The 19304-nt window shown below is 72.4% G+C and carries 16 protein-coding genes and 1 pseudogene; 9 read left to right on the forward strand and 8 right to left on the reverse strand.

The features are described from left to right. From QJS33_RS21920 to QJS33_RS21945, 6 genes and pseudogenes are all read left to right on the forward strand, one after another. Positions 1–259 (forward strand): annotated as a pseudogene (locus QJS33_RS21920) (DUF5941 domain-containing protein); the annotation flags it as partial. Next, positions 256–969: a DUF5941 domain-containing protein gene (locus QJS33_RS21925; RefSeq protein WP_306369922.1), complete on the forward strand. Its 714-nt coding sequence runs from the start codon at positions 256–258 to the stop codon at positions 967–969. The pseudogene QJS33_RS21920 and the gene QJS33_RS21925, both read left to right, overlap by 4 nt. 30 nt (positions 970–999) lie before the next feature. Next, complete coding sequence (locus tag QJS33_RS21930) at positions 1000–1731, forward strand: phosphocholine cytidylyltransferase family protein (protein WP_306369923.1); 732 nt, start codon at positions 1000–1002, stop codon at positions 1729–1731. 5 nt (positions 1732–1736) lie between these two features. After that, a complete protein-coding gene (locus QJS33_RS21935; protein WP_306369924.1) occupies positions 1737–2786 on the forward strand; it encodes an iron-containing alcohol dehydrogenase family protein in 1050 nt (349 codons plus the stop codon). Continuing rightward, a complete protein-coding gene (locus tag QJS33_RS21940; RefSeq protein WP_306369925.1) occupies positions 2764–3534 on the forward strand; it encodes a CDP-alcohol phosphatidyltransferase family protein in 771 nt (256 codons plus the stop codon). The genes QJS33_RS21935 and QJS33_RS21940 overlap by 23 nt, the downstream gene beginning before the upstream one ends. A gap of 288 nt (positions 3535–3822) precedes the next feature. Next, on the forward strand, positions 3823–4653 hold the full coding sequence (locus QJS33_RS21945) for a glycosyltransferase family 2 protein (RefSeq protein ID WP_372339696.1): 831 nt from the start codon (positions 3823–3825) through the stop codon (positions 4651–4653). 45 nt (positions 4654–4698) lie between these two features. On the opposite strand, the gene QJS33_RS21950 is transcribed toward QJS33_RS21945, so the two are convergent. From QJS33_RS21950 to QJS33_RS21975, 6 genes are all read right to left on the reverse strand, one after another. After that, positions 4699–4959 (reverse strand): hypothetical protein, encoded by a 261-nt coding sequence (locus QJS33_RS21950; protein WP_306369926.1) that lies wholly within the window; start codon positions 4957–4959, stop codon positions 4699–4701. 193 nt (positions 4960–5152) lie between these two features. Beyond that, a complete protein-coding gene (locus QJS33_RS21955) occupies positions 5153–5308 on the reverse strand; it encodes a hypothetical protein (RefSeq protein ID WP_306369927.1) in 156 nt (51 codons plus the stop codon). 168 nt (positions 5309–5476) lie between these two features. After that, positions 5477–6079, reverse strand: a complete 603-nt coding sequence (locus QJS33_RS21960; RefSeq protein ID WP_306369928.1) for a malonic semialdehyde reductase — start codon at positions 6077–6079, stop codon at positions 5477–5479. Positions 6080–6172: 93 nt separating this feature from the next. Beyond that, positions 6173–7345 carry a glycosyltransferase gene (locus QJS33_RS21965; protein WP_306369929.1) on the reverse strand — a complete coding sequence of 391 codons (1173 nt, stop codon included), beginning with the start codon at positions 7343–7345 and terminating at the stop codon, positions 6173–6175. A 637-nt stretch (positions 7346–7982) separates the two neighbouring features. Next, positions 7983–9350 (reverse strand): nucleotide sugar dehydrogenase, encoded by a 1368-nt coding sequence (locus QJS33_RS21970; RefSeq protein WP_306369930.1) that lies wholly within the window; start codon positions 9348–9350, stop codon positions 7983–7985. A gap of 108 nt (positions 9351–9458) precedes the next feature. Further along, complete coding sequence (locus QJS33_RS21975; RefSeq protein WP_306369960.1) at positions 9459–11129, reverse strand: glycosyltransferase family 4 protein; 1671 nt, start codon at positions 11127–11129, stop codon at positions 9459–9461. A gap of 296 nt (positions 11130–11425) precedes the next feature. Between QJS33_RS21975 and wecB the strand changes: the two genes are divergently transcribed. The 3 genes from wecB to QJS33_RS21990 all read left to right on the forward strand — a co-directional run bounded on the left by wecB (position 11426) and on the right by QJS33_RS21990 (position 16918). Then, positions 11426–12538, forward strand: coding sequence for a non-hydrolyzing UDP-N-acetylglucosamine 2-epimerase (gene wecB, locus QJS33_RS21980; RefSeq protein WP_306369931.1), 1113 nt, complete (start codon positions 11426–11428; stop codon positions 12536–12538). Between the two features lie 368 nt (positions 12539–12906). Beyond that, positions 12907–14664: a hypothetical protein gene (locus QJS33_RS21985; RefSeq protein WP_306369932.1), complete on the forward strand. Its 1758-nt coding sequence runs from the start codon at positions 12907–12909 to the stop codon at positions 14662–14664. An 85-nt stretch (positions 14665–14749) separates the two neighbouring features. Further along, positions 14750–16918 (forward strand): glycosyltransferase, encoded by a 2169-nt coding sequence (locus QJS33_RS21990; protein WP_306369961.1) that lies wholly within the window; start codon positions 14750–14752, stop codon positions 16916–16918. A 26-nt stretch (positions 16919–16944) separates the two neighbouring features. Here QJS33_RS21990 and QJS33_RS21995 read toward each other — a convergent pair whose 3' ends face one another. Next, on the reverse strand, positions 16945–18231 hold the full coding sequence (locus tag QJS33_RS21995; RefSeq protein WP_306369933.1) for a HAMP domain-containing sensor histidine kinase: 1287 nt from the start codon (positions 18229–18231) through the stop codon (positions 16945–16947). A gap of 58 nt (positions 18232–18289) precedes the next feature. Further along, a complete protein-coding gene (locus QJS33_RS22000; protein WP_017570862.1) occupies positions 18290–18958 on the reverse strand; it encodes a response regulator transcription factor in 669 nt (222 codons plus the stop codon). Positions 18959–19304 lie beyond the last annotated feature (346 nt).

Raw genomic sequence — 19304 nt, forward strand, 5'->3', positions numbered from 1 at the left:
GCCGGAGCCGGGCCAGGGGGGCGCCGCACGGTCCCGTCCCACCGCGCTCCCGGGGCCGATGGACCGGCCGCGAATGCCCGCCGCGGACCTCGCCCGGCGGCTGCTCGTCTTCCCCCAGCCCGTCCGCTTCCTGGCGATCGCCGTCACGGCCACGCTATGGGACCCGCGGGTCTCCTTCGTCACCCTCATCGTCGGCTGCGCCATCGCCATCACCACCGCGCTCGTCGATCCCGGCACGGCCCACGGCGGGCGACGGTGAACGGGACACCGGGCTCCGCGGACGCCCTCGGGACCGGCCCGGACCTGCGCGGGCTCCGTGACGACGGTCACCTCTGCCGCCTGCCGGGGCGCATCGCCCCGGGCCTGATACCGCCGCTCCCGACCGCGGTTGCGGCGGCCCTGATCGTCCTCGTCCTGTCGGCGGCGGACCGCGGACATCCGGCAGGCATTACCCTGTTCGCACCGGTCGCTGCCCTGCTCCTGGCCGGAACGGCCTCGGGTCACCCCCACGACGGACGGTTCGACCGACTCGTTCCGCCCGTTCTGCGCGTCATGGAGTACGCGTACCTGATGGCGGTGGGGCTCGCGTCCGGTGTACCCGGTCCTCTGGTGTTCGTACTCTTGATGACGGTCGCCTGTCACCACCGTGACGACGCCGCCCGGCCCGCGGTCGGCGCGGCCAGGTCGCCGCGGATGCGCGCGGCCGCCCTCGGCTGGGACGGGCGCATGCTCGTCATCGCGGCGGGGAGCGCACTGCACGTGCTCACCCCGGTCTACGGCATACTCGCCGGATACCTGGCGGCACTGTTCGTCACCGAGGCGGTGCGCACCTGGAGTGCCACGCCGGTGGCCGACGTGCTCCCGGCCGGCGCCGTCCCCGAAGACGGCGCCGGGCCCGGACACCCCCGGCCCGGGTACGGCCTGGAAGGCGACCCTGCACCGGTCGCCGGAACGAACGGGGAGGCGTAGAACCTCCCCGCTAAGGAGGAACACGCCCGCATGCTCGGAATGGTTCTCGCCGCAGGCGCGGGGCGGCGTCTGCGCCCCTACACCGACACGCTGCCCAAGGCCCTGGTGCCCGTCGACGGTGAGACGACCATCATGGACATCTCGCTGCGCAACCTGGCCGCGGCCGGGCTGACCGACGTGGTCGTCGTCGTGGGTTACCGCGCGGAGGCCGTCGAGGCCCGCAAGGAGGCGCTGGAGGAGCGCCACGGCGTGAAGCTCACCCTCAGCTACAACGACAAGGCCGAGGAGTGGAACAACGCCTACTCCCTGTGGACCGCGCGCGAGTTCTTCTCCGAGGGCGTCCTCCTCGTCAACGGTGACACCGTGCACCCGGTGAGCGTCGAGGAAACGCTACTCGCCGCCAGGGGTCCGGAACTCCTCCTCGCGGTGGACAACGTGAAAAGTCTCGCCGACGAGGAGATGAAGGTGACCCTCGACGAGAACGGTCACCTCGCCACCATCACCAAGCTCATGGACCCGGCCACCGCCGCCGGCGAGTACATCGGCGCCACCCTCCTGGAGGGCTCCCTGGACGCCCGCCTCGCCGACGCGCTCAAGGCCACCTGGGAGAGGGACCCCCAGCTCTACTACGAGGACGGCTACCAGGAGCTCGTCCGCCGCGGCGAGAAGGTCTCCATCGCCCCCATCGGCCGGGTGGACTGGGTCGAGGTCGACGACCACGACGACCTCGCCAAGGCTCGGGGGATCGCGTGCCTCTACTAGCCCGCATGCTGCCCTCGCCGGTGGCCATCGACGTCCGGCGCGGGGCCATCGCCTCGCTCGGCTCGGTGCTCGCCGACCGGCGCATCGCCAACGAGGGCCGGATCGCCGTCGCGGTCGGCCCCGGCCAGGGGGAACAGATCGCCGCCGACCTCGACCTGCCGCACTGTGAGGTGTTCCGGGTCGAGGAGGGCACCGTCGACGCCGCCAACGAGTTGGGCAGGAAGCTCCGCTCCGGCGCCTACGAGGCGGTCGCGGGGATCGGCGGTGGCAAGACCATCGACGTCACCAAGTTCGCCGCCACCATGGCCGGCATCCCGATGGTGGCGGTCGCCACCAACCTGGCGCACGACGGCATCGCCTCCCCGGTGAGCTCCCTGGAGCACGAGGGCGGCAAGCCCTCCATCGGGGTCACCATGCCCATCGCCGTCGTCATCGACGTGGACTACGTCCGGGCCGCGCCCCCCCACCTGGTGCGCTCGGGCATCGGCGACGTGGTCAGCAACATCTCGGCCATCGAGGACTGGGAACTGGCCGGGCGGATCAACGGCGAGCCGGTCGACGGCATGGCCGTCACCTTCGCCCGGGTCGCCGCCGAGGCGGTCCTGCACCGGCCCGACTCGATCGACTCCGAGGCGTTCCTCACGGTCCTGGCCGAGGGCCTGGTCCTGTCCGGGATGGCCATGTCGGTCGCCGGGTCCAGCCGGCCCGCCAGCGGCGCCTGCCACGAGATCCTGCACGCCGTCACCCAGCTCCACCCGGGCAAGGGCAACCACGGCGAGCTGGCCGGACTGGGCGCGCTGTACGCGTCCTTCCTGCGGGTCCGCCACCTGGGCTGGTCCGAGGCGCGGATGGGCGAGATCCGGGACTGCCTGGTCCGCCACGGGCTGCCCGTGGTGCCCTCCGACGTCGGCCTCGACGAGGAGGCGTTCGCGCGGGCCGTGGCGCACGCCCCGGACACCCGCCCCGGCAGGTTCACCATTCTTGAGCACCTCGGCCTGTCCGAGGGCGAGATCGGACGGAGCGTCGCCGACTATGTCAAGACCGTCGGTCGCTGAGGTCCGCGCGGGCGGCCAGCCCGCGGGGATCAAGGAGCGCACGAACGAGGAGCACTGGGCGGGCCGTCTCTACATGAGGGACATCTCGCCCTACGTCAGCACCTTCTTCGTCCGGCTGGGCGTGCCGCCGAACCCCATCACCTACCTGATGATGGCGTTCGGCGTCCTGGCCGGCGTGGTGGTCGCCTTCGGCGGCCTGTGGTCGGCGCTGGTCGCCGCCCTGCTGATCCAGGTCTACCTGCTGCTGGACTGCTCCGACGGCGAGGTCGCCCGGTACACCGGCCGCACCAGCGTCACCGGGATCTACCTGGACCGGATCGGGCACTACGTGGCCGAGATCGCCCTGCTCATCGGCCTGGGCGTGCGCGCCCAGGGCGGGTGGGAGCCGGGCGGCTGGGTGATCCTGGGCATGGCCGGTGCGATCGGGGTGGCCCTCATCAAGGCCGAGACCGACAACGTGGTGGTGGCCCGCGCCAAGGCGGGGCTGCCGGAGAAGGTGACCGACGAGGCGATGCGACCGCGCTCGTCCGGGCTGAGCCTGGCCCGGCGGCTGGCGTCCGCGCTCAAGGTGCACCGGCTGATCCAGGCCGTCGAGCTGTCCCTGATCGTCGTGGTGGCCGCGGTGGCGGACCTGTTCCTGGGCGACCTGCTCGCCACGCGGGTCCTCGTCATCGCCTGCGCCGCGGTGGCGGCGCTGATGAGCGTCGCGCACTTCGTCAGCGTGGTCGCCTCGCGCCGCCTCGAATAACGCGTCGATGACGTTCGCGTCACATACGGGGCCGTGGTCCTTACCCTGTCCGCGGCCCCGTACACCGGGCTTTTATTCTTTCGTTAGCCTGTTCCTGCGAATGTCGGTCTTCGTCAACCTGCAAGAAGCCTGTCGTCCACTGATACGGTCCCGAATATGACCACACCCGTGATTCCGCCCCGGACCGAGGGGTCCGTGACGGAGGTCTCCCGAGGGCCCAGAGCCGAACGGAGCCGTCCCCAGGTGTCCGGTGCCAGCAAGCCCACCCTCTCCTGCGTTCTGCTCACCATGGGCAACCGCCCGGCCGAGCTGCGCCGCGCCATCACCAGCGTGTTCGAGCAGGAGGGCGCCGACGTCGAGGTCGTCGTCGTGGGCAACGGCGCCGACCTGCCGGAGCTGCCCGAAGGTGTGGTCACCGTCCGGCTGCCGGAGAACGTGGGCATCCCCGAGGGCCGCAACCACGGGGTGCGCGCCACGCAGGGCGACGTGATCCTCTTCCTGGACGACGACGGCTGGTACCGCTCCACCGACCTGGCCCGGCACGTGCGCGAGCGGTTCGCCGCCGAGCCGACCCTGGGCGCCCTGTCCTTCCGCATCGCCGACCCGGACGGCGGCCCCGACCAGCGCCGCCACGTGCCGCGGCTGCGGGTGGGCGACTCCCGACGCTCCAGCGTGGTCACCACGTTCCTGGGCGGCGCCAGCGCGGTCCGCCGCACCGCGTTCGAGGCGGGCGGCGGCCTGCCGGGCGACTTCTTCTACGCCCACGAGGAGACCGACCTCGCCTGGCGGATCATGGACGCCGGGTACACCATCGAGTACGACGCCGACGCGGTCATGTACCACCCGGCGGTCGCCCCGACCCGGCACGAGAACTTCTACCGGCTCAACGCCCGCAACCGGGTGTGGCTGGCCCGCCGCAACCTGCCCTGGCCGCTGGCCTTCGCCTACCTGGCCACCTGGGTGGCCCTGACCGTGCTCCGCGAGCGCGACCGCGCCTCCCTCAGGTCCTGGTTCGCCGGCTTCCGCGAGGGCTGGCGCGAGGACCCCGGCCCGCGCACCCCGATCCGCTGGGCCACCGCCTGGCGCATGACCCGCGCCGGCCGCCCCCCGATCATCTGACCCGTGTGAGGCGGGGCAGGACGCCTTCGGGCGTCCCGCCCCGCCTCACACGATCGGCCACAGCGCGACCTGCACGATCACGATCTCCCGCAGGTGCCGGGCCACGATGAACTTGAAGAACCCCATATCGTCGCCGAGCGGGAACTCACGTAGACCTCCCGACCGGTCGTGCGGTCTGTCGGCCTGGTCGGCGTCGGCGCCCAAGGCGGTCAGCTCGGTGGCCGGCCGCTCGATCTCGGCCACCGCCCCGGCGGGCAGCCCTGCGGCGAGATCGGGCGGCTCGAAGCACCGGGTCCGGTCGTTCACCCGTCAAGCCTGGCATCAGCCCAGGCCTGGATGCGGGAGGTCTCCGAAATCGCCTCTTCGGTATCGGGGGAGCCCGAGTCGACCAGGGCGAGGAGTTCGTTCTGGCGGCGCGCCACCGCCGGGTGACGTTCGACCTCGATGAACCGGGCCCAGGAGCGGCAGAACAGCCACAGCGGGCCGACGCTCTCGCTGGTCAGGGCCCGAGTGCCGGCCTCTCGAAGCCTGCGGTCGAAATCGGCCGCCTGCGAGGGGCGATCCGGGTCAGGGCATCGCGCAGCGCCGCCGGTGTCTGCTCGGGCCTGCGGATCGTCGGCTCGTCGGAGTCCCAGGCCACGGGCTGTTCGGACATCGCTGCTCCTACCCATGTGACGGCCGGTGATCTATGCGGATTCGATCTGGACAGATCGAATCCGCATATCCAAAACAGCCCGTGCCGCGCTGAACACGATGAAGGGCCCCTCGCGAGGGGCCCTTCGCTCTCTTCCCGGCCGGGTGGCGGACCGGCCGGGGCACGGGATCAGACCTCGGTGACGACGGCGTCCCGCTCCAGGCGCGGCAGGCGGTCGAACCAGGCGTCCGGCCCGGGGCGCCCGACGTTCATCACCACGACCGGGCGCAGCGGCGAGTCCGCGCCGAAGAACTCCGTGCGCACGCCCTCGGCGTCGAAGCCGGTCATCGGGCCGGCGGCCAGTCCGGCCGCGCGCACGCCCACGATCAGGTAGGCGATCTGGAGGAAGGCGTTCTTGACGGCCATGTCCTCGCGGGCCTCGACCGGCATCTGCGCGAAGTCGTCGCGGGCGGCCGGCGCCACCGGGAAGGTCGTCGGGAAGTTCTCGTGGAAGTCGGTGTCCGCGGACAGGATGAGCGTCAGCGGGGCCGCCGCGGTCTTGGGCGCGTTGTTGCCCGACATGTGCGGGACCAGGCGCTCGCGGGCCTCGGGGGAACGGACCGCGGTCACGCGCAGCGACTGTAGGTTCATCGCGGTGGGGCCGTACTTGACCAGCTCGTAGATCTCGGCGAGCTGCTCCGGGGCGACCGGCTCGTCGGTGAAGGAGTTGGCGGTGCGGGCGGCCCGGAACAGCAGGTCCTGGGCGTCCTTGTCGAGCAGCAACTGGGTCATGGCCGTACCTCGGTCGGTCGTGGGGTGTGACCGGCGGGAACGCCCGCCGGCCGGTACACCCGCACCCAACCTCCTTGACTGGGAAGATATTTCCTAGGTCAAGTAGGTGTGGTCGTCCTCACTCGCCGGAGCGCGCTCGTCACTGCGCTGGCGGGGTATCCGCGGTGCCGGCCCGCCCGCCTCGTCCACCCACTCCTCCAACTGCTTGACGAACGCCCGGGCCTGGACCGGCCAGTGGTACGAGGTCTGCGCGATGCGGTGCCCGGTCCGCGCCAGCCGACCGCGCAGCCCCTCCTCCGCACGCAGGCGCAGCACCGCCTCGGCGGCCGCCTCCGGGTCCTGGAACGGCACCACCAGGCCCGCGGGCCCCTCGGGCCGCTCGGTCACCAGCCGTGTCGCCACCGGGCTCGGCGAGGTGATCACCGGCAGCCCGTGCGCCATGTACTCCACGACCTTGGTCGGCATCGAGTGCCGGTAGTTGGGGGTGTCGTGCAACAGGCTGATGCCCGCCATCGCCCCCGTGCACATCCGCAGTGCCCGGTCGTTGGGCACGAACCCGTACCAGGTCAGCGCGTCCTCCTGCTGCGCCTCGCGCAGCATCGGCCGCACACCCGCGTCGGCGCCGCCGATGATCTCCAGCCGGACCCCGTGCGGGCGCAGCAGCCGGCCCAGCTCGACCATCTCCCGGGCGCCCCGGGCCAGGGACACGTGTCCCAGGTAGACGACCCGGTCGTCGCCCGGAAGGCGGGTCGGGGCGTCGGGCACCTCGGTGGTGTTGGGGACCACCGGGTGCGGCCGCCGGAACCGGTCCCGGTACCCCTCCTCGGCGAGCAGCAGCTTCATCCGCCGCTCCGCCCGCCGCTCGAAGGAGCGCACCAGCATCCCCAGCGGGCGGCGCGCCGGCCGGGGCACCCACGGCTTGGTGAGGATCGCCGCGGCGGTGTCCTCGTGCACGTCCCACACGGTCACCGGGCGCTCGGCCGGCAGGGCCAGCAGCAGCTCGGGGTCGTGGAAGAGCAGCAGGTCGGCCTTGGGCGCGTGCTCGGCCAGTACCGCCCGGGCGGCGCGCAGGGCGGACAGCCGTTCACGCCCGGAGGCGCGCGGAACGTCCACCGAGCGCAGCTCGCCCCAGGGGGTCACACCGCACTCACGGAAGGGCGCGACATAGGTCACCGTGTGTCCTGCGTCCAGCAGGGCGCGGATCTGCCGGTGCAGGATCCGGGCGTCCTCCGGGTGGTGGACCACTGTGGCCACAAGCGCGTGCATCACATCACCTACCTGTGTCGCCGGTTAGGCGCATCTGAGAAGATGATCCGCTTTTGGGCAGCGGTACCGGCTGTGCGACACGGTATTCAGCTGCGGAAACACGCAAAGGTCGTCGGGGTGGACGCCCGGGGTTCAACCGGTGAACCTTGGTGCGACTGCGGGTGAACACACAAGGGCACGCCGTCGGACATCGGGTGTCCGGGACGGCGTGCCCTCGTGTGTTCTTTGGAATCTCCGCTTTGCTTCGGCCCGCCCGTCGCCCGCCGCCACCCGCCACCACCCTCAACGGGTGGCCTGCGGCCACGGGTCTCCCGCTTACGGACGGTCCACGGCCGCAGGCTTCTCCTCAGGGACGTCCGCTCCGGGCCTTTCGGAACCCCGTCGGCGCCGTGTTCGCTTCGGGGGCGGGAGCGGGTTTCAGGAGGCACAGCGGTCCTGTGCTCACATCCCCGCCCGCCACCACCCGCCCGTCGCCCGCCACCACCCTCAACGGATGGCCTGCGGCCACGGGTCTCCCGCTTACGGGTGGCCTGCGGCCGCAGGCTTCTCCTCAGGGACGTCCGCTCTGGGCCTCCGGGATCCCGTCGGCGCATCGCGAACCCCCCGGCGGCACGGGAGGACATCCGAAGAGCAGGCCCTACAGCACCTGGATCCCCTCGCGCTCGACGTGCCTGCGGGCCTGCGTGGGCACCACCGTCGGGTCCTCGTCCTTCGGAGCCCGGCGCAGCACGCCGCGGGTGTCCAGCAGCAGCCGCGCGTACTCCTCCAGCAGCTTGGGCCGGTAGTCGCTGTGGTCGGTCAGCAGGATCGTCAGGTCGGCCTCGGCCAGCGCCCGGTCCAGGTCGGTGGACCGCTCGATGTCCTCCCCGTCCACCTGCCAGGACTCCACGTGCGGGTCGTGGTAGGTGAGGGTGGCGCCCTTGGCGAGCAGCTTGCGCGCCACCGGGCGGGCCGGCGACTCGCGCTGGTCGGCGATGTCGGCCTTGTAGGTCACGCCGAGGAGCAGCACCTTGGACCGCGACAGCGCCAGCCCGGACTCGTTGAGCAGCTCCTGGGCGCGCTGGATGACGTAGGACGGCATCCGGCCGTTGATCTCCTGGGCCAGCTCCACGAACCGGAACGGGTATCCCAGGGTCTTGACCTTGTACGACAGGTAGTTCGGGTCGATCGGGATGCAGTGCCCGCCCACCCCCGGGCCGGGGTAGAACGCCTGGAAACCGAACGGCTTGGTGGCCGCCGCCGCGATCGAGTCCCACAGGTCGATGCCCAGCTCCTGGCAGAAGACGGCCATCTCGTTGACCAGGGCGATGTTGACGTGCCGGTAGGTGTTCTCCAGCAGCTTGGCCATCTCGGCCTCGCGCGTGCCCCGCGCACGGACCACGGTGTCCACGAACCGGCCGTAGAACTCGGCCGCCGCCTCCCCGCACTCGGGGGTGAGCCCGCCCACGACCTTGGGGGTGTTGGCCACACCGAAGGTCGGGTTGCCCGGGTCGATCCGCTCGGGCGAGAACGCCAGGTGGAAGTCGGCGCCCGCGACCAGCCCGGACTTCTCCAGGAGGGGGCGCACGACCTCCTCGGTGGTGCCCGGGTAGGTGGTCGACTCCAGGATCACCAGGGTGCCGGGGCTCAGGTGCGCGGCGACCGACTCGGCCGCGGAGGTGACCGCGCCCAGGTCGGGGCCGCCCTCCGGCGACAGCGGGGTGGGTACGCAGATGACGATGGTGCGGGCGGTGGCCAGGACCGACGGGTCGGTGCTCGCCGTGAACCCGCGGTCCAGCATGGAGCGCACGTCCTCTTCGGACAGGTCGTCCACGTGCGACACACCGCTGTTGAGGCCGCGGACGACGCGCTCGTTCACGTCGAGTCCGGTGACCTTGAGACCGGCGGAGCAGGCTTCGGCGGCCAAGGGCAGACCGACGTAACCGAGACCGATGATGACAAGGTCGCCGGTCGCCGCGGACTGCTGCTCGGCTACAGGGGCTGGGTTGGAGGCTGCGGCATCCACTTCGTGGTCACACTCGCATTCGTTTCGTGAACGGGCGAACTTCATCGGGGACAGCCAAGAACGTCACTGCACACGGGATGTTCGAGTGTAGATAGTTGTTGTCCGCGATCACGGGATCTGGCCTGGTTCGGACATTTTCCCGATAAGGGCCCGGTACGCGTGGTTGTAGCGGTATACGGCCCCGGTCCAGGTGCGGTTCGCGCCGATAAGGCTGCGACCTGCGAGACCGTAGGCCTCTCGCCTTTCCCGACTGTAAGCGAGTTTTGTCAGGACATCAGCGAGACCTGCCGATTCGCCCGGAGGAATTAACTCCCCGGTCACCCCAGGTTCCACGATCTCTCGCAAGGCCGGAAGATCACTGGCCACAACCGGCAACCTTCCGGCCATGGCCTCCACGGGTTTGAGCGGTGTCACCACCCGGCACACGCGATCGTCGCGCCGCGGCACGGCGAACACGTCCATCGCGGCGTGGTGTTCGCGCACCCGGTCCGCGGGCACCCGGCCGGGGAAGTGGGCGGCCCCGGCCAGCCCCAGCTCCTCGGCGCGGGCCCGCAGCGCCGCCAGTTCGGGGCCGTCGCCGACGATCAGGGCGTGCGCCCGCTCGCCGGCCCCGCGCATCCGCCCCACGGCCTCCAACAGCGTGTCCAGCCCTTCGTAGCCGTAGCAGCTGGTGGTGGTGCCGACCACGAAATCCTCGGGTCCGATGCCCCACTCCTCCCGCACCGCGGAGCCCGTGGGCAGCGGCTCCAGGAACGACTCGTCCACCGCGTTGGGCACCACGAGCAGCCGCTCGGGCGGCACCCCGCGCGCCTCGATGTCGGCGCGCATCGCCTCGCCCAGCGTCACCACCAGGTCGGCGGCGAGCATGCACTCGGTCTCCCGTTCCCGCTCGTGGCGGTAGAAGGCGTCGTCCACGCTCCGCGAGGGGTCGCGCGACAGCCACGACTCCTCCAGGAAACCCCGCACCTCGTACACCACGGGCAGGCCGAACCGCCGTCCCAGGGCCAGTGCCAGCCGGGCGTTGCGGTGGTTGCTGGCGGCGTGCAGCACGTCCGGGCGCACCTTCTCCACCAGCGAGGACGCCAGCTTCAGCCCGGCCGCCAGCTCCTGCTCGGGGTCGGCCGGGGCGGTCCACGGCAACAGCCGGTGGTAGGCGATCCCGTCCACGCGCACCAGCGAGCGCGCGTCCCTGCTCCCCTTGTCCACGGGGTGCCCGACCCGGCTCACCACGTGGACGTCCATGCCCGCCTCGCGCTGGGCGACGGCGATGCGGTGGGTGCGTTGGGTGTACCCGGCGTTGGTGTGCGGCAGTGCGTTGGTGACCAGATGCAACACCCGCACCCCCGACCCGTCCACCGGCCCTTCCGGGGGCGATGTGAGTCGTTCACCTGTGGGACTTTCCGGTCGCCGAGCGTTCACCGTGTCTTCGGGCCGCGTTGGGGCATCGCGGGTTAACGTGATCCCGTGGTGGACGGGCGACGGGGACGGGGACGCGGCGACGGCCCGTCCCGTGGCCAGGTCCGTCCGGTGGACGGCCCGGTCGCGGATCGGCCCCGGAGGAAGGCGTTCGAGCAGTTCGCGCGCAGTCCGGGCGTCCCCGGCCGCCAGGCAGGCCGCTATCAGGCGCCCAACCCTGCGGGGGGCGGCACCGGACGCGGCGGCGAGCACCGCTTCGCGCGCCTCGGCCCGGCGCCCCTCGTCCCACAGGGCATAGGCGCGGACCGGTCCGCCCACTCGGGCGGCCGCACCGCGCACCGCGCGCCGGACCGGCCCCGGCATCAGCCGCAGCGCGAGCAGCGGCGTCCGGGCGGGGTCGGAGCGCAGGTGGCGCCAGGCCGTCGACGCGGTGAACGTCACCGCCCGCAGCCTGCGGGTCCGGGGACGGGTCACTTCGGAAACAGGGATGTCATGCACGGTCAGTCACCCAACCACGCGGATGTGGCCGGATGGTGACACCACGGCGACACGGACGGGACGTCCCGGCGAGGAACGCCCCACCGGACCGCCACGGGACCACCGGAACCGGTGGTGCCCGGCGACGAGAAGAATGACGAACAGAAGGAGACCAGAGAGCCGTGGCAGCGAGCGCCCCCCTGGGCAGCCGGGACACCCCGATCGTTCACATCGTCGGCGCCCGCCCCAACTTCGTCAAGGCCGCCCCCGTCGTCTCCGCCCTGCGCGGTCGCGGCGCCCAGCAGGCGGTGGTGCACACCGGGCAGCACTACGACGACCGCATGTCCGCGGTGTTCTTCCGCGACCTGGGCCTGCCCACCCCCGACGTCGACCTGGGCGTGGGCTCGGGCTCGCACGCCGCCCAGACCGCGGCGCTCATGGTCGGCCTGGAGCAGGAGTTCGTCGCCCGCGAACCCGGGATCGTGGTCGTGTACGGCGACGTGAACTCCACGGTCGCCGCGGCCCTGGTCGCCGCCAAGCTCCACATCCCGGTGGCGCACGTGGAGGCGGGCCTGCGCTCCTTCGACAACACCATGCCGGAGGAGGTCAACCGCCGGGTCACCGACCAGCTCAGCGACCTGTGCTTCGCCACCTCCCCGGAGGCGATCGGCCACCTGGCCGCCGAGGGCGTCTCCCCGGACCGGGTCCACCTGGTCGGGAACCCCATGATCGACACCCTGCTGGCCAACCTCGACCGGTTCGACGCCGACGCCCTGCGCGCCCGCCTGGACCTGCCCGAACGCTATGTCGCCGCCACCCTGCACCGCCCGGCCAACGTCGACGACCCCGACACCGTGGCGCTGCTGGTCGCCCGCCTGCACGAGATCGCCGACCTCGTCGACGTGGTCATGCCGGTGCACCCGCGCGGCAAGGCCGCCTTCGACCGCGCCGGTCTGGGCGACCACCCACGCGTCCACCTGCTGGAACCCCTCGGCTACCTCGACTTCGTCGCCCTGGTCCGCGGCTCCGAGGCGGTCGTCACCGACTCGGGCGGTGTGCAGGAGGAGACCACCGTCCTGGGGGTCCCCTGCCTGACGCTGCGCCCCAACACCGAGCGGCCCGTCACCATCACCCACGGCACCAATCGCCTCGTCACCGAGGCCGACCTGCTCCAGGCCGTCACCAAGGTCCTGCACGGCCACGGCTCCGAGGCGCTCCTCGACACGACCCCGCCCCTGTGGGACGGCCGCGCCGGTGAGCGCATCGCCGCCGTCCTCACCCAGTGGTCCAGGTGATCTCATGACCCGCCCCCTCCCTTCCCGAAGAACCCCGGGCCCCCGCCTCCCGGCGGACGACACCGGATGCGGCGGTGCCCCGCGGCGGCACCCGGCAGGACACCCGGCCCAGGGTCCGACACGACACAAGACGGGTGAATCCACCGTTCCGCCCCTTTTCGGCGGTACCGTTCCCCGACAGAGGGGCAGGTGAGACGCCGTGTCGTACCAGCACACACCACCGACCGCGCCCCGCGAGCCCGCGACACGGCTCACCAAGGGCATCCGGACCCGCCCCGGGACCCGCCGCGGACCCCACCCGACGGGGTGCGCCCGTACGGGGGCCCCGGCGGTTCCGCCGATCCGATCCGAACACAAGGTGGCAGACCGTGAAACGGCGTGAACAGAGCCAGACCGAACAGCTCAGGCAGGCCCTGGCCGAACGCGAGGCCCAGCTCCAGGAGGCCCGCGCCCGCCTTGCGACACTGGAGGACTCCACGTCGCTCCAGGTGGGCCGCGCGCTCACCGCCGCGGCCAAGAAGCCCGGCCGTTCCCTGGTCCGCCTCCCGCGCGACCTCTACCGCCTGTGGCGGCGCAGCGGGACCACCCGCCACTCCCAGCAGCAGCGGCGCCCCGGCGCCGAGCCGGTCCGCTCCTTCGACGCCGACCGCCAGGAGGCCCGCCTGCTGGCCGGGGCCGTCGGCGGGGCCTCCGACCTGCTCATCGCCGCCACCGTCCTGGGCCCGCAGGTCCAGCGCGCCCTGGACCCCTACATCCGCGCGGTCCCCCTGCGCCCGCACGACGCCCAGATCGTCATGGACGGCGTCGACGTCGACCTCGTCCTGGTCTCCGCCTCCGCCGCGGCTCCCGGTTCGCCGTGGGCGCACGTGGGCGACCCCGCCGCCGCGGACCGCACCCGCGCCCTGCACTGGGTGCTGGAGTCCGCGGCCGCCCGCGGCATCCCCGCCCTGCTCCTGGACGACGCGCCCACCGCCCCGGGGCTGCGCGCCCTGGGCTTCGACCGCGTCCACCGGGGGGACGCCGGCGTGCCCCTGCACCTGTTCAACCCGGTCGCCGCCGAGCTCGCAGAGGGCCCCGAGACCGTGTTCGTCCGTGACACCCCGGCCGAGCCGGTCCCCGACATCCTCACCGGGCTGGGTGCCGGGGCGGTCGACGCCGACGCCCCCGGCCTGGCCGACGCCCTGCGCGCCGCCCGCGTCGCCGTGGTCCCCGCCCGGGGTCCGCACGCCGAGGCGCTGAGCCGCCGCGCCCAGGCCTGCGGCACCCGCCCCGTCCCGCACGACCCGGTCGCCGAGGAGACCGGTGAGACCGAGGGGCTGGCCGTCGCCGTGCCCCGGCTGCGCGCCGCCGCGCCCACCGCCGCCGAGCAGCGCACCATGCTCCGCGAGGTGTTCCTCGCCGACGCCACCCCGGTCCGGCTCGCCGAGATCCTCTCCGGGCTGGACTTCCCGCCCGGCACCCCCGGCCCCGAACTGCCGCTGCGCGGCCGCGCCGTCGCGGTCCTGGCCGACCCGGCGGGGGAGTCCGAGGCCGAGGGCCTGGCCGACTCCCTGCTGGCCTCACGCCTGCGCCCGGCCGAGGTCGTCGTCCCCGACACCGCCGGCCGCCTGCCCGGCGTCCAGCGCCTGCGCTCGGAGGGCGTCACCGTCCGCACCGCCCGGTTCAGCACCCCGGACACCCCCGAGGAGCTGACCCGGGGCGACGACCGCACCGTGCGCCTGGGCGGGCTGGGCCCCGACCGGTGGGCCGTCCTGGCCGACCGCGCCACCGCACCCTGGGCCCACCTGTGGACCGGCCCGGTGGGCCCGGACCGCCTGGTGGACCTGGTGTGCGCCGTGGAGTGCTCCGACGCCGACGCCGTCGGCACCGTCGCCGCCCCGGCCGCCGCGGCGGGGGAGCGCGGCCTCTTCGACCGCCCCACCGGTGAGCAGTACGTTTTCGTCAGCTCCCTGGTCCCGGAGCTGGCCCGCACCGCCCTGGTGCGGCGGGGCTGGAACCCGGCGGAGTGGAACCGCCGCGGCACCCGCCTCCTGGCCCTGGGCCCCGACCACGGCCCCGGGACCGACAGGGACGCCAGGGGACCCGCCCACACCGCGGCGGACGCCCCGACCGGCGCCGTCGGATGACCCCCGGCCGACTCGACCGCCCGGTACGGGCCATCCGCAAGCATCCGAAGGGAAGAACGTGAGCACACCTCCTCCGCGCGCACTCTTGTACGGGGACGTGGACCTGAACATCATCGACGGTTCAGCGATCTGGGCACAGTCGATGGCGCAGGCCCTGGCCGCCGCCGGATGCGAGGTCACCCTGCTGCTGAAGGCCCCCGTGCGCACCGACCGCCTCATCGCGCCGCTGGCGGGGGCGCCCGGCATCCGCCTGCTGCGCCCCTACGAGGACGAACTGGTCCCCGACGCCGGGCCGCGCGGCCTCACCCCCGAACAGGCCGTGTCCCTGCTGGTCTCCCGGCACGAGCGCACCCCGTTCGACCTCGTGGTCGTGCGCGGAAAGCGGCTGGCCGGGCTGGCCGCCCAGGAGGAGTCCCTGGCCGGACGGCTGTGGACCTACCTCACCGACTTCCCGCACGCCGTCGACGGGCTCACCGCCACCGCCGTCGCCGAGCTCACCGAGATCGCCCTGGCCTCCCGGTTCCTGCTCTGCCAGACCGAGGAGCTGCGCGCCTTCCTGGAGTCGTCGGTACCCGCCGCCTGCGGCCGCTCGGTGCTGTTCCCGCCGGTGGTCGTGGTCCCCGAGGACGCCCGCGCCGACGGGCAGGTGCACGCCCGCACCCGCCTGGCCTACACCGGCAAGTTCGCCCCGGCCTGGAACACCCTGGAGATGACCGGGCTCCCGGCCGCCCTGGAACGCCGCGGTGTGGACGCCGAACTCGTGATGATCGGCGACAAGATCCACGCCGACCCCGCCGACTGGTCCAAGCGCATGCGCAAGGCCCTGGAGAACACCCCGGGGGTGGACTGGCGGGGCGGCATGCCGCGTGCCGACGCGCTGCGCGCCTCCGCCGAGTGCGACTTCGGCCTGTCCTGGCGCGACCCGTCCATGGACGCCAGCCTGGAGCTGTCCACCAAGGTCCTGGAACTGGGGGCGCTGGGCCTGCCGGTGATCCTCAACCGCACCCCCATGCACGAGGCCATGCTGGGCGCCGACTACCCGTTGTTCGCCGGGGCCGACCTGGACTCGGTGGCCGAGGTGGTCGCCCGCGCCTACCACGACCGCTCCGTGTACGCCGACGCCGCCGCCCGCTGCCGGGCGGCCGCCGAGGACCACACGCTGGAGCGCGCCGCCGAGCGCCTGCGCGGCCACCTCGCCGAGGCGCTGCCGCCCGCCCCCGCCGGAGCGGACGCCGAGCGCCCGCTCAAGGTGGTCGTGGCCGGGCACGACATGAAGTTCTTCACCCGGCTCGCCGAGTACCTGTCCTCGCTGCCCGGCCTGGACGTGCGCATGGACGAGTGGGAGGGCCTGGGCACCCACGACCAGTACCGGTCCCGGGAACTGGCCGGCTGGGCCGACGTGGTCATCTGCGAGTGGTGCGGGCCCAACGCCCTGTTCTACGCCAAGTGGAAGCGGCCCGACCAGCGGCTCATCGTCCGCCTGCACCGGTTCGAGCTGTACGCGGAGTGGCCGCGCAAGCTCGACATCGACAAGGTCGACGCGGTGGTGTGCGTCAGCCCGCACTACGCCGACCTCACCCGGGAGATCACCGGCTGGCCCGCCGACAAGGTCGTGGTGGTCCCCAACTGGGTCGACGACGAGCAGTTGGCCCGGCCCAAGCTCCCGGGCGCGGAGTACTCCCTGGGCATGATCGGCATCGCGCCCTCCCGCAAACGGCTGGACCGGGGCCTGGACGTGCTGGCGGAGCTGCGCCGCATGGACCCGCGCTACACGATGTCGGTCAAGACCAAGCAGCCCTGGGACTACTGGTGGATCTGGAACCGCCCGGAGGAGCGCGCCTACTTCGAGCGCGTCTACCGGCGGATCCAGCGTGACGAGAACCTGGCCGGGGCGGTGGTGTTCGACCCGTTCGGCCCGGATGTGGCCACCTGGCTGCGCCGGATCGGGTTCATGCTCTCCACCAGCGACGACGAGTCGTTCCACCTCGCCCCGGCCGAGTGCGCCGCCTCCGGCGGCGTGCCCGCGCTGCTGCCCTGGCCCGGGGCCGACACCATCTACGACCCGCACTGGATCCACGACGACGCGGTGGCGATGGCCGAGGCCGTCCACGCGACGGTGCGTGAGGGGCGGTTCGCGGCCGAGGCCGAGCGGGCCCGTGCCGAGGTGGTCAAGGCGTACAGCCTGGGCCGGGTCCGGTCGCTGTGGACCGATCTGGTGGTGCGGGGCAAGGTGCCGGTCCCGGTCGGCGCCTGAATCTCCGGGGCGCGTGCGGCGGGCGGTCAGACGGGGCCGGTCATCTTGGACAGGCCGCCCGCCCCGGCCGGCAGGAACAGCGCGAAGGTGGTCGGCCGGGCCTGCACCAGCTCGACCCGGGCGCCCTCGGACTCGGCGATGTGCCGGGCCAGGGCCAGCCCCAGCCCGGTGCCGCCGCCCCCGCTGACCTCCCGGTCGAAGATCCGGCCGGACAGGTGCTCGGGCACGCCCTCGCCCTCGTCGCTGACCTCGATGCGCACCGACTGCCCGGTGTCGACGCGGCGGATCGTCACCGTGCCCGCCCCGTGCTTGTAGGCGTTCTCCACCAGGGTCGCCAGGATCTGGGCGAGGTCGGTGGACACGGTCATCGCGGTCAGCCCCGGTGATCCGGTCACCAGGAGCTTGCGGTTCTCCTGCTGGAACACCGGCGCCCACTCGGCCTGGAGGTGGTTGAGGACCGGGTCCACCTGGACCGCCTCCACCTCCGGGTTCTGGCTCTTGCGGGCCCGGCCCAGCAGGCTCTCGACGGTCTCCACCAGCCGCTCGGTCTGGGCGAGGGCGGCCTCGCCCTCCTCCCGGACCACCTCGGGGTCGTCGGCCTCGGCGATGATCTCCTCCAGGCGCATGGTCAGCGCCGTGAGCGGGGTGCGCAGCTGGTGGGAGGCGTCGGTGGCGAAGTGGCGCTCGGTCGCGATCAGCCCGGCGATGCGCTCGGCGCTGCGGTCCAGCACCTCGGCGACCCGGTCGGCCTCCGGGATCCCGTATCGGTGGCCCCACGGGGTGGTCACCCCCGAGCCCAGGCGCTCGGCGGTGGCCGCCAGGTCGACCAGCGGCAGCGTGAGCCTCCTGGCCTGGAACATCGACAGGCCCACCGCCACGCCGATGGCCAGCAGGGACAGCGAGGCGATGCCCAGCCAGGCGCGCACCACGCTCTGCTGGACCACCTCGCTGCTCATCCACACCTCGACCACCGTGCCCTGCCCGGTCGTGGCCGTGGCCCGCATCAGGGCCGGGGCGTCCGGTGCGTCCGGGTTCAGGGCCGGGTTCCCGGCCGTCACCGTGCTCGAACCGTCGGCCGCCGTGATCCGGATGAACCGTGCGGGGTGGTCCCGGTCGAACTCGGCGAGGTTGATCTCGTCGTGGATCTCCAACATGGTGTCGCTCTCGGCGCCGATCAGCTCGGCCTCGCCCAGCAGGGCGCGACTGCTCTCGTCGTGCACCAGCTTGTAGGTGAGCGCACCCAGGGGCAGCCCGAGCAGCATGACGGCGATGACGGTCACCACCAGGGTGGAGAAAACCATCCGCCTGCGCATGTCACCTCATGTTCGTCCGACCGGGAGACGGCCGAGGCGCGTCGAACACACGGTCCGATCAGTCCCGCTCGAAGCGGAAGCCCACGCCTCGGACGGTCGTGATGTACGACGGCTGGTTGGCGTCGTCACCGAGCTTGCGCCGCAGCCAGGAGATGTGCATGTCGAGGGTCTTGGTCGAGCCCCACCAGTTGGTGTCCCACACCTCGCGCATGATCTGCTCACGGGTGACGACCTTGCCCGCGTCGCGCACCAGTACGCGCAGCAGGTCGAACTCCTTGGTGGTGAGCTGGAGCTCGCGCTCGCCCAGCCAGGCCCGGCGGGAGTCGTTGTCGATGCGCACGCCGTGGACGACGGGCACCTCCGCCCCGCCTCGGCGCAGCAGCGCGCGCACCCGGGCCAGCAGTTCGGCCAGCCGGAAGGGCTTGGTGACGTAGTCGTCGGCACCGGCGTCGAGGCCGACCACGGTGTCGACCTCGTCGGCGCGGGCGGTGAGGATGAGGATCGGCGTTCCGTGGCCCTCGGCTCGCAGCCGACGCGCCACTTCGAGCCCGTCCATTTCGGGCAGGCCCAGGTCGAGGACCATCAGGTCGATGTCCCCCGCACGGGCACGGTCGAGTGTCTCAATGCCGTTGACGGTCACGTCCACCGTGTAGCCCTCGCGTCGGAGTGCGCGCGCGAGAGGCTCGGAGATAGAGACATCGTCTTCGGCCAGCAAAACGCAGGTCATGCTGTCGATCGTAGGTCCGGGGTCGCGCATTTCCCTATTATGCGCGCCGGATGGCCCAAGGTTGGCCGAAAATACGGTATTCGCATACCGGACAAAAGGTTCAGTTACTCAATTCGTGTGCTTTCTTTGCTCTTGCTTGGTGAAAACCCGTCCCTTGGGGAAGTGATGTGCGCTCGGTGTCCGAGGTGTGTCGAGGGGTCACCGTTTCCGGGGCCCGGCTGGCCGTTTCGGCGGGATCAATGGGATGATCAAGGAGGAAAGGGTGGCAGTACCACGGTGATTCGGGCATCGGAGTGACGAGATCCCCGGACTTCGCCGTTGACCGCTCGACGCCGATGACGAGGAG

The sequence above is a fragment of the Nocardiopsis sp. CC223A genome (genome assembly GCF_030766825.1).
Lineage (GTDB): Bacteria > Actinomycetota > Actinomycetes > Streptosporangiales > Streptosporangiaceae > Nocardiopsis.